Source organism: Candidatus Methylobacter oryzae, from assembly GCF_003994235.2.
GTDB lineage: Bacteria > Pseudomonadota > Gammaproteobacteria > Methylococcales > Methylomonadaceae > Methylobacter_A > Methylobacter_A oryzae.
On sequence record NZ_RYFG02000120.1, the window covers coordinates 51,062 to 63,708 of the forward strand.

Genomic DNA, 12,647 nt, shown 5'->3' on the forward strand with positions numbered 1-12,647 from the left:
TGGTTGCTGCAGGTTATAGGTTTGTCTATTGCCTATTTCGTAACCGGCAAATTAGGCGCTTACCTAGCTATTCCTCCCGGTTATGCAACCGCAATTTGGCCTCCTTCGGGTATTGCTCTGGCTGGCGTTTTAATCTACGGCTATCGTGTTTGGCCTGGGATTTTGTTAGGCTCGTTTCTGGTCAATTTTTCGACCACGCTTGACGCTTCTCTGGAAACCTTTACGTCAGTTGTCATCACCCTGATCATCAGTTGCGGAGCAAGCTTGCAAGCCGTCGCCGGCAAGTATTTAGTCGGCCGCTTCGCCAACTTTCCTAATGCGCTTACCGAAGAGAAGGAAGTCTTCCTATTTTTGCTCTTTGGCGGTTTTTGCAGCGCCTTAGTTAATTCAAGCATAGCGGTTTCAACGCTTATGGCCGCGGGCCGGATTCTTTCTTCAAACTTTCTGAACAACTGGGCGACCTGGTGGTTGGGAGACGTCCTGGGTATCTTCATTTTTACGCCATTGGCGTTGATTTGGGTGCTAAAGCCCAGTGAGCCTTGGCGGAATAGACGCATGGCAATTACCCTGCCAATCGTCTCTACGTTTTTGCTTACAACAGCCATTGTGTTTTATGAGACGCAAAATAACAATGCTCGTTTAAAACTTGAATTCGATCAACATGCGGCTGAGTTGAGCCTGGCAGTCGAAAAATCAATTTCAAACCATATTAACGTGTTGCGTTCCCTCGGCAGTTTTTATGAGGCTTCGAGTCTGGTGTCCAGGCAGGAATTCCAGACCTTCGTTACCCATGCATTAGATGATTTTCAAGGTATTCAAGCCCTAAGCTGGAATCCCCGTATTTTGCTCCCTGAGCGCGAAACATTCGAACACGGCATCCAAAACGAAGGCTATCCGAATTTCCAGATTACCGAACGTAATGCGGCCAAACAGCTGACGAGAGCTCAGGATCGCCCGGAATATGTTGCTGTCGGTTTTATTGAACCTTACAAAGGCAACGAAAACGCACTGGGATTCGATGTCTATTCGGATAAGCTGCGGCGCGAGGCTATTGACCGGGCACGGGATACTGGAGAAATCGCGATAACCGCCCGCATTAAGCTGGTTCAGGAACGTGGAGATCAATATGGGGCGCTTGCATTCATGCCGCTGTATCGTAAAGACTTGCCCCACAACACGCTGGAAGAACGGCGCAGCAATATTCTCGGTTATCTTGTTGCAGTATTCCGGGGCGGCGATATTGTCAGTACGGCAATTAAAGATTCGGACAGACCTAATTTGTCATACAAGCTTATTGACGAAACAGCTCCGGTAACAGAGCAATTACTATTTGCCAGCAGCAGCCAGGAAGAACTGAAGCCTTTTGTCCTGCAAGAAAAAGGCTTGTTTGGAAGAGATCTGTCTCTTGTCAATAGCTTAACTATGAATGTCGGCGGCCGGTTATGGCGGCTTGAGGTCGTTCCTACGCAAGATTATTTCACGTATCGCCACTCAAGCAGTGTATGGCTGATTTTGCTGGCCGGCCTGATGCTGACCAGCTTGGCCGGAACTTTTTTTATGGTGTCTTCCGGCCGGGAGAGCGTATTACGGCGTCTTGTTGACGAACGCGCTGCTGCGCTGACTGTTGCGCTGCATGAAGCCGGCAAAGCTAAGAAAGCCTTGGAGAATGTGCTGTCATCGGCAACCCAGATCAGCATTATAGCGACTACCCCTGACGGAGTGATTACGATTTTTAACCATGGTGCAGAGCTTATGCTGGGATACGGTGCCGAAGAGATGATAGGCAAGCATAGCCCTGTTATCATTCATTTGCAGGAAGAAATTACGCGCCATGCCCAGGAGTTAAGCCTTGAGTTGGGCAGGCCCATATCCGGGCTGGAGGTATTTTGGGTTAAAGCCGATCGATTAGGGCAAGAAAAGCGGGAATGGACTTATGTCCGCAAGGATAAATCCACATTGATTGTTTCGCTTGCCGTAACGACTATTCTGGATGAAAACGGCGAAATTACCGGTTATTTAAGCATTGCTGAAGATATTTCCGAGCGTAAACAAAATGAAGCCATCGTTTTGCTGGCCAAGAACCGGGCTGAAGCGCTTGCTCAATCGAAGTCTGAATTTCTCGCTAACATGTCGCACGAGATTCGCACCCCGATGAACGCAATCATAGGTCTTTCATATCTGGCGCTGAATAAAGAAGTACCGGACGAAGTACGGAATTATCTGGAGAAAATTAATAGCTCGTCCAATAGCCTGCTGAGTATCCTTAATGACATCCTGGATTTTTCCAGGCTGGAGGTCGGGCGTTTAACTATTGAACACAGCAGCTTCGATCTTTACGTCATATTAGATAGCATCAGAAACTTGTTTGCCGATCATGCCGCCGAAAAGGGCCTCGACTTTAACATTAATGTTGAAGCTGATATTCCGCGTTTCCTGCTCGGCGATGGGCTCAGGCTAAAACAAATATTGGTTAATTTAGTGGGCAATGCGATCAAATTTACCGAACAGGGAGCCGTTACGCTCGAAATTACCCTTCAATATTTCTATCGGTCGCAAGCCAAACTGTCGTTCTACGTAATCGATACCGGTATCGGCATATCCGATCGGGATTGCGAAAAACTATTCCAACCTTTTAGCCAGGTAGACGGTTCGATTACGCGCCGTTTCGGCGGCTCAGGCCTCGGACTCGCTATCAGTCATAACTTATTGAAGCTGATGGGTGGTGAGCTTGCCGTAGAGAGCACATCCGGAAAAGGCAGTATTTTTAGTTTCGAATTGATTCTTGGCATTTCGTCTATGCCGACTACGCTGCCTGCCAATCCGGCACAAAGAGATTTCGGTAAATTACTGGCCGGCACCCGGATTCTGGTCGTGGAAGATAATCCTACCAATCAACAAGTAATCAAGGAATTGCTGAACTTGTCGAGGATCACTGTAGAAATAGCTAATAACGGCGCAGAGGTGATGGGGCTATTGGATAACGATGCTTTTGACGCGGTATTGATGGATATGCACATGCCTGAGATGGATGGCTTTGAAGCGACGAAACTGATACGGAATCAAGCGCGTTTTATTAATTTGCCTATTATCGCATTAACTGCGGGAGTGACCCAAGAAGAGCAGCAGAAATGCATGGCCTTGGGCATGAACGGTTTCGTAGCCAAACCCATTAATCCTCAAAAACTTATGTCATTATTAGTACAATTGATAAAACCTGATGAAGCTGTTGGCGTTGAAACAGGGGCCATCATGCCCGCCATTGATATAGCAACACCGGATACTGACGAGCAGCCGATATTAGACCTAAATAATTTATTACTGATGATCAATGATAATCGAGAGCTTGCAACCCGGCTGCTTTTCTCATTCATGGAAAACACGAAGGGCTTACCTGATGAAGTTGAAGCACTGGTTTATGCCGGTGATTTTGCCGCGGTCAAAGAACTGCTGCACAAAATTAAGGGATCGTCGGGCAATATAGGCGCAATGCGGCTCCACTCTGCTGCGGAAGCACTCGAAACCGAATTTAAGGCGGCGCTGCCCGCCGTATCAATGCATTATTTTCGTAAAGTATTTGATCAAACCGTGTCCGCCATCAGTGCTCTGCATCATCCTGAACAACCGGCGCAGCAATTCAGCGGCAACGCCGAGGCAAGCCGCCGCATTGTGGCGGAGCTTGACCTGCTATTGAAAAAGAATGATTTCATTCCGGAATCCGTACTGGCTTCGCTTAAGCCTCATTTATCCGGCAATCAGCTCGACTGGTTTAACCGTTTACGGAAACTGATCAACAAGTTCGAATATGCCGAAGCGCGCAAGATTCTACACCAGTTTGAAGAACTATCTTCTGCTCAGGAGAAATTGAATGATTAATAGGCCTCACCCTACGATACTCATCGTTGATGATGTTCCGGAAAATATACAAATTCTTGCTGAGTCATTAAACACGCTATACAAAATTAAAGTTGCCAATAATGGCGCTGAAGCTTTGGAAGTCGCGCACCGCGAACAGCCGGACTTGATTCTTCTGGACGTTATGATGCCTCAAATGGATGGCTACGAAGTCTGCCGGCTCCTTAAAGAGAGCTCGCTTACGCGTAAAATTGCAGTGATTTTCGTGACTGCCCAAAATGCGGCTAACGATGAAGAACTGGGATTAAAACTGGGCGCTGTCGACTACATTACCAAACCCATTAATCTTCCGGTCGCCAAGGCGCGTATCCATAACCACATCCAATCCAAGCAGCAAGCGGACCTGTTGGAGTTGTTATCGTTGTTTGATCCTTTGACAGACATCTGCAATCGCCGGCGTTTTGACGAGTCGCTAATATCGGAATGGAAGCGCTCAGTGCGCGATAAAACCTCGCTCTCATTGATCATGATCGACATCGACCATTTCAAGCAATATAACAATCATTATGGCCATAGTGCCGGCGATATTTGCTTAAGGAAAGTTGCCGGGGAACTGTCCAGGAATCTGGTTCGTCCTGGGGATTTGATCGCTCGTTATGACGACGGAGAATTTGTGGTTATTTTGCCGGATACGGCAGAAAAAGGAGCGTTGCATGTTGCGGAACGTTTGCGTGAATGCGTTGAAAAAATGGGTTTACCCCATGCCTGTTCTGAAACAATACCTGTGGTCACCGTGAGCCTGGGGGTGGCTACAGGAAATAAAGTTCCGGATTATTTTTTGCCGCAGACCTTGAAAGATGCTGCGGGTAATGCCCTTAGGATGGCAAAAAAGGCAGGAAGAAATCGAGTCTTCCCTCAGACGTTGCAAGCGGGCTGATTTCAGGACTCTTCATCCAACAATGAATCCTTTGAAAATCAAGCACCAAGAAAAGGTTTTCTCTCTTCATCGAAACTTTTTGTTATTTAATGTTTAAAAAGCGCATTTTATCTATACGGTTTCCGCAAGATGTTAGTTTGCATCAATGGGTATGGCTCGCCTATGTCCGGGCTGCGCTAATTCCATTGCTATTTGTTGAGCTGGCGCTGCTGGGCGTTTATATGCTTTCGCATGAATGGTCTAAAACCGAAAGAATAGTTGCGATCCAGGCTTTAGCGAGCAACGAATTATTGCGATTGGTTGAGAATCATGTCGATGCGATTGAACGGCAGCTTGATGGAGTATCGCAATTGACTGAATTGCTCAGGCAAGAAACCCAGGATGCTTTAGCTCGCCCGGTTGAAAAAGATCTTGAGCTTCCAAACCGTTATGCGATGACTAAAGATGGCGCGCTTTACTCGCGCGTCAACGATGGAGGCGCGGCCGTGTTCTTCAGCGGCTTCGTTAAAATTAACGACTCAATTAAAACCAAAATTTCTCAAACTTCGCGCCTTGACGCCACTTTGCGCCGTATTGTTGACGTAAATCCGCTAGTGGTGCAGGCTTATTTCAATAGCCACGATTCCCTCAATAGAATTTGGCCTTATTTCGATGTCTTAAGCCAATATCCGGAAAAAATGGACATCCCTTCCTATAATTTTTATTACGAAGCCGATGCTGAACATAATCCCGACCGTAAAACACTTTGGATAGATGCCTACTTGGACCCTGCCGGTCAAGGTTGGATGGTTTCGTCAATTTCGCCGGTTTATAAAGGCGATTTTCTTGAAGGCGTTGTTGGGCTTGACATTACGCTCGACGCGATTGTCAAGCAAGTGCTGGCGTTGCGGCTGCCATGGCAGGGTTTTGCGGTGCTGATCAGTAAGGACGGTATGTTATTAGCGTTGCCCGAACGGGCGGAAAAATTGTTTAACTTGCATGAACTAACTTCTCATCATTATGACCAGGCTATCCGTCAAGAGACTTTTAAACCCGATGCATTCAATATTCATCGACGTCCCGATATGCGCCAGTTAAGTGAAGCTTTGACCCGAGACCAACAAAATAACACTACCTTGGTGTATTTTAACGAACCTTATTTGTTGGCTAGCAAAACATTGCCCAGTACAGGGTGGCGCTTGGCGATATTTGCTCCCGAAAACGAAATTTTCAAGCCGGCAAAGGTTTTGGCGGCGCGGTTGACCCGGATCGGTTGGTACATACTAGGGGGATTGTTTATTTTCTATTTATTATTTTTTGGTTTTCTGTATCAGCGCGCGAAGCGTTTAAGCCGGGATATATCCGATCCGCTGCAGGGCATACAAAACATGGCTATCCAAATCGGTGACGGTAATTTCCAGCCGGACGCCCCTGTATTTAAGGTTAAGGAGTTTAAGTCCACGGTCAATCAAATGTTGTTGACCGCGGATAAACTGCAATACGCCGAGCATCAGCTGATTGGCGCCAAAGAACAGGCGGAACAAGCTAACTATGCTAAAGGCGCATTTTTAGCCAATATGAGTCATGAAATACGAACTCCGCTTAATGCAATAACCGGCTTGGCGGAATTGGCTAAAAACGACAATCTCGATAATACGCAGAAACGATACCTGAACCAGATTCAACAATCTTCACATTCTTTATTGGCCATTATCAACGACATCCTGGATCTCTCTAAAATCGAATCCGGTAAAGTTAAGCTGGAAAATACTCGGTTTGTAATTGAAGAGATGCTGCAAGGGCTGGCCGATCATTTTATTCGTATGATAGAGCATAAACGTCTGCAACTGTTCATTCATATTCATAAAACCGTCCCCGATGTCGTATGGGGAGACGAGCAACGCATCCGGCAAATTTTAATTAATTTGATAGGCAATGCTGTCAAATTTACCGAGCATGGAGAGATTCATGTAATAGTCGACGCGGTAAAACATCGGAGCCGTTATGGCGTTCGATTTTTAGTACGGGATACCGGGATCGGCATTTCTACAGAGTCCATTGAGCATTTATTTCAAGTTTTTACCCAAGCGGATGTTTCTATCTCCCGTAAGTTTGGCGGAACGGGATTGGGGCTTGCCATCTGCCAGCAGTTAGTGAACTTGATGGGAGGCGCGATCAATGTTTCAAGCCGGTTAGGGGAAGGTAGTGCTTTTGAATTCACTGTAGAATTGCCGGGAGAATTCACAGCGGATAGTTCAACGGTGAAACTTCAATCCGGTTTACGGGTAATCGTAGTTGACGGCAGCCGGGCTTCTTGCGAGGTACTGCAATATTATTTGCAAGAATGGCATTGTCATGTTTGCTTGGCATATTCCGTTAATCAAGCTATTGATATAATTAAACAAGATTCGACGCCTTTCGATTTGATGCTGCTCGATGCAGAGCTGTTGCAAGAAGATTTTGGTGGCCGTACTGACTTGCACGCTATACCGAATATCATTCTCCTGACTGACAGCTATTACCGGAAACCTTTGCAACTCCCGATGGATTTGAACGCCAATACTACAGTCTTACTGAATAAACCCGTGTTGCGCACAAGCTTATTGCATGCGATTCGCAGTAGTTTTCAAGCATGTTCCGAGCAAAAGACGATAGTCGGCACTGATGATCAGGTTACAAGTAATAAACTATCGCAGGACTATATTCAGTTCTTTCGCGATCTCGATGCGCTATTGCTTGAAAACGCCTATATCGATAGCGAACTATTGAACAAAATCGATTGTCTGGCAGGAGATGGAAATGAAAGCAGGCAATATAAAGCTTTGTTAGACTGCCTGATGGCTTACGATTACCCAAAAGCAAGAGATATGTTGTCAGATATTATAAATTCGCTGCCAGGAGATACGGCATGATTTTTTCAGTTTTGGACAGACCTGTTGTACTGATCGTTGACGACGAGCCGGCTAATATTGAGATTCTTGCTGCATTATTAAGCCGGGACTATCAGGTAAAAGTAGCAACTAACGGTGAAACGGCGCTGTATATTGCCAATCAGCTCCCTCAGCCCGACCTGATATTGCTGGACATTATGATGCCCGGCATGGACGGCTTTGAAGTCTGTAAGACGCTGAAAGCGAAAGAGGAAACTAAAGACATTCCGGTGATCTTTGTGACGGCGGCCGGACCCGAATCGGAAAGCATGGGCTTTGATTTGGGGGCGGTCGATTATATAACCAAGCCTATCAATCGTCAGATTACAAAACTACGCGTAAAAGCCCATATTGAGCTTGTTCAATCCCGGAAATACATCAGCCAGCATTTAGCTTTCCTGCATAACCTGATTGAAAATGCGCCCTTATCCGTTTCGGTGTTATCGACGGATTATCGATGGTTGTTGCTTAACAAGATAAGTCTTGTGCTGCAAGAATGTGAAGACTTGCATCAGGCAAATCAACAACATCCGTTTTTATTTATCGATGCCGATGATCGAGATAATTATAGCGGTATCCTTCAGGAAGTTTTTGCCGGCAAAAACCAAGATTTGCAGGTACATATGGTTGGCATGCAAGGAATGCGGCGTTGTGTCGATCTCAGATTGTCGCCGTTATACGATGCGCAGGGCAAGGTGATTGGCGCCTTAAGTTTGGGGGTCGATGTAACCGAAAGTCAGCAAGCGCAAACTCGATTAAGATTATTAGCGAAAGTTTTTGAAAACTCCCAGGAGGGCATCGTTATTGCCGATTTGAACGGCAATATAGTGGATATTAATCCGGGCTACAAAAAAATTACCGGCTATTCACGTTTGGAAGTATTGGGCAATAAACTAGCGTTGCAGAACTTTGGTGTTCAAGACCAGGCTGCTCACAGCATGATCTGGAAAGCGATTAATGAAACCGGCCAATGGCAAGGTGAGATTGTTAACCGTAATAAAAACGGAGACTTATTTTCAGAGTGGCTTTCGGTGACATTGATAAAAGATCAGCATGGTAATCCTGAACATTATCTGGGCGTATTTAGCGGTATCAGCCTGATTAAAAAATACCAGAAAGACCTGAAAAAGATTGCTCATTACGATAGCTTAACCAGCCTGCCTAATCGCCAATCGTTAGATGAGCAGCTGAAGCAGGCAATTGCGGAATGCGATCAAGATCAAGGTTTATTGGCGATATGTTACTTTGACTTGGACGGTTTCAAAGTTATCAATGACAAATGGGGCGCTGAAACGGGCGATGAAGTATTAATTGAATGGGGCAAGCGTATCAGTCATGCGGTAGGGGGAGCGGATACCGTTTTCCGGGTAGGCGGCGACGAGTTTGTGACTTTATTCTACGGTATTCCGAATAAATACGAATGCACCGTTCTTTTAGAAAAATTATTCGCGTCGATTTCAAATAAAATCATAGCGAATAACGTCGTTTACCCCGTTACTGCGAGTGTGGGAGTAACGCTTTATCCATACGATAACGACAACCCGGATATGCTATTGCGTCACGCACATCAAGCGATGTGTACAGCGAAAATTTCAGGTAAAAATCGCTATCATTTTTTTGATGTTGACGAAGACCTGCGCATGCGCAGCCTAAACAGCGAGCAGAATCGTATCCAGAAAGCCCTGGAGCGTGGTGAACTGGAATTGTTTTATCAGCCTAAGAGCAATTTTCAGAGCCAAGCTACTACGGGTGCTGAAGCCTTGATCCGTTGGCGGCACCCTGAGCGCGGAGTGCTGTCGCCCGTAGAGTTTCTTCCGTATATTCATCAAACCGATTTGGAAATAAGTGTCGGGGAATGGGTGATCGAGACCGCCTTGGCGCAGCAATATCACTGGTATAAGCAGAACGTCAAAATTGAGCTGTCTATTAATATTTCCGCCTGCCATCTTCAGTCTGCCGGCTTTATAAGTTATTTACAGCAACAACTGGCCAAGTATCCTGATTTGCCGAGGGGAGCAATACAGATAGAAGTTTTAGAAACAGCCGCATTAGAAGACTTTGACGCCGTTACCGAAACGATGCGCGAATGCCAGAAACTCGGTGTGGATTTTGCGTTGGATGATTTTGGTACGGGTTATTCTTCGTTGGCTTATTTATGTAAATTGCCGATCAGTACCATTAAAATCGATCAAACATTTGTCTATAACATGTTAAACGATCAAGCCTCGTATGCGATTATTGTTGGCATTGTGGCATTGGCAAAATCTTTATCTCGTGAAATTGTCGCCGAAGGAGTTGAAACGCTTCAGCAGTACGCCGCTCTAGCGGAGATGGGGTGCAACCTTGCCCAAGGTTATCTAATTGCGAAACCAATGTCGGCAAGTGAGTTTTATAGATGGTTTCTGGAGAGTCCGGATTTGAACGCCAACCAGAGAGCAGGATAAGACATGCGGCAGGTTGATCTTGGTTAAGGATAAGTCGATTGCCAATAGATAAATAGGATGGAGGATATAGCTTTTGATTTTAAGTGCTAAGCGATGATAGGTTATCCTCAGCGCAACCCGCCTAACCGCCATGTCTAATTCGCTACCACAAAGCAACGAAGAACTCTCTACGCATATCGAGAAACTTCTGGAGTCTGCCAATTCGGCATCTCAGACCGTGGCTGCACTCCATGTCGCATTCATGGCCTTTGTGACCTATCTCGGCGTCATTATCTGGGGCACAACCCATGAAGACCTGTTACGCATCAGCCCGGTCAAATTACCGATTCTGGATGTGGAATTGCCGCTGACGACTTTTTACTCTTTTGTGCCGTGGATGGTCGTTCTATTGCATTTCAACCTGCTGATGCAATTGGAATTGCTCTCCTGCAAGCTTTGGAATCTGGACCACGATCTTCCCGATACGCCGGCCGGCCAACAAGTGCGTAACCGCTTGTTCATCTTTCCGTTTACTCACCTTATTGTCGGACGTTCCGAGGTCTGGTTGATTCGTCAGCTGCTATCCTTGGTGGTCGGTATTACTGTGATCGCTTTACCTTTGTTAGTCTTGTTGGCCGCACAAATCCGCTTCTTGCCGTTTCATGACGAAGCCATCACCTGGTCGGAACGGCTTGCCGTTTGGGGCGACGCCGTCATGCTGATTACCTTGTGGCCGTTGATCGCTTCTCCCCAAGACCGTGCTTGGGAGTGGTGGCGGAGTTTCAAGTTCCATCTGCTGGGATATTGGCCCGCCTGGCTCCGGTATTTGAGTGCTCTCGGATGGAGTTGGCTCACGAGATTGATTCAGCGCATCCGGCCGAATCTGTCCAACGCTGAAGTCGTCTCCCGGCCTGTGCTGCAATCGAGAGCCGAACCTAAGGGGATGATTTTCCTGATGATCTCAGTGCCGTTGATTGTCCTGCTCAGCATCGTTGCGGTGATACCGGGCAGTATTACCGTTCAGGCTTACTACGCTGCGGAGCAAGGCGCGCCTGAGCATACTTCCGGTCACTTCGAGGATTGGTTGATCCGCAGGGTGCCCGAGACATGGCTGAGCGTCGCCGCGTATAAATATGATGTCGTTTCTTGCACGTCGCTGACAATGGCCGAGAAAGCGGATGCGTCTATTCTCCAAGTAATGCTCGGTCCTTGCTCATGGTTTAACTTGGGCTTATTTCCACGCAACCTGAATCTCAGGGAGGCAAGGTTAGTGCCCAAAGGGGTCTCTTTATCGCTGTTGACTCAAGCAATAGACCCGGATAAGCAGGTACGTGATGCGGCTTTTAAGGAATTCGACGGGCTCAACTTACAAAATCGCGACCTGCGCTTTGCCAATTTTTTCGGGGCCGTGCTGCCTAAAGCCGATCTTCGCCATGTCCAGTTGCAAGGTGCAATCTTGTTGAAAGCAAAGTTGCAGGGCGTGATCGGTTGGGATAAAACGCAACTACAGGGTGCGATTTTGGGCGGGACTCAACTACAGAGTGCGACTCTGACCGAAGCTAATTTGCAGGGCGCGGACTTACGCGGGGCCAATTTGCAAGGCGCTGATCTAAGTTGGACTAAGTTGCAAAGCGCGGACCTGCGCGGCGCGAATTTGCAGGGGGCGGACCTGAATGGAGCAAATCTTCAGGGCGCCGACTTGCGCGGAGTAAAGATGCAGGGAGCTTATTTGCGCGATGCGAGTTTCCAAGGTGCGAATTTAGTCTATGCGCATCTGCAAGGCTCTGATTTAGCCTTGGCAGGGCTACAGGCCGCGGAGTTGCGCAAAGCCGAATTGCTTGGCGTTGATTGGTCGCAAGCTAATCTTGACGGGATATTTATCGCCGAAAGTCTGGCGCCGGAATGGAATGAACAGCAATATCGTAAGTTGGAAGCAATGCTCAAGCCTATACTGGATAGTGAGAAATTCAGCGCATTCCAGACGCGTATCGGTTCTGTGGGCGCGAATTTATTGTTGGGTAAGCCGATTAGCCAGACAAGTTGCTATAGCGATAATCCAACCTTGTTGGCATGTGAATATCGTAATTTGTTGCAGTTGGATAGTTATCGTACCGAGGTGCTGCACCCGAAACTGATCGAATTGGCTTGTTCGGACGAGGCGGTTGCCCCAGGCATTGCAAGACGCGGTATTAACAAATCCGTGGGGGGCGATCCTGATTTTGGCTTGGCGGCGGCCCTGCTTAAAGCGTTGGATGCTCCAAATCCTTGCCCGGGCTTGAGCGCGTTGTTCGAACAAACGCGGCAAAAATTACGTGAAGCGGCGGCGCAGCAGAAATAAAAGCCGGTACAACCGACGCGTCGGCAGGGAGGCTATCGTTATTCCCCAAAATATAACTACTCTTTGGAATTCGTATTAGTGCATGATACAGCTATTGGATCGGCAGCCGCCGTTCCATATCACTCAGTTACTTGTCGTTACAGTTTTAAAAAAAGCCTACATGCCAGGCTACCGGTATTTTTGCAGAT

Annotated in this window: 5 protein-coding genes; all 5 read left to right on the top strand. The window is 47.1% G+C overall.

The window, feature by feature from the left end:
- Positions 1-21 precede the first annotated feature (21 nt).
- The 5 genes from EKO24_RS20225 to EKO24_RS20245 all read left to right on the top strand — a co-directional run bounded on the left by EKO24_RS20225 (position 22) and on the right by EKO24_RS20245 (position 12,459).
- Positions 22-3,873, top strand: coding sequence for a CHASE domain-containing protein (locus EKO24_RS20225; RefSeq protein WP_161990636.1), 3,852 nt, complete (start codon positions 22-24; stop codon positions 3,871-3,873).
- Positions 3,866-4,789, top strand: a complete 924-nt coding sequence (locus EKO24_RS20230) for a diguanylate cyclase (protein ID WP_127026990.1) — start codon at positions 3,866-3,868, stop codon at positions 4,787-4,789. The genes EKO24_RS20225 and EKO24_RS20230 overlap by 8 nt, the downstream gene beginning before the upstream one ends.
- Positions 4,790-4,926: 137 nt before the next feature.
- Positions 4,927-7,680, top strand: coding sequence for an ATP-binding protein (locus tag EKO24_RS20235; protein WP_161990637.1), 2,754 nt, complete (start codon positions 4,927-4,929; stop codon positions 7,678-7,680).
- Positions 7,677-10,142, top strand: a complete 2,466-nt coding sequence (locus EKO24_RS20240; RefSeq protein ID WP_127026992.1) for a two-component system response regulator — start codon at positions 7,677-7,679, stop codon at positions 10,140-10,142. Before EKO24_RS20235 ends, EKO24_RS20240 begins: the two co-directional genes overlap by 4 nt.
- Before the next feature lie 130 nt (positions 10,143-10,272).
- Complete coding sequence (locus EKO24_RS20245) at positions 10,273-12,459, top strand: pentapeptide repeat-containing protein (RefSeq protein ID WP_127026993.1); 2,187 nt, start codon at positions 10,273-10,275, stop codon at positions 12,457-12,459.
- Positions 12,460-12,647 lie beyond the last annotated feature (188 nt).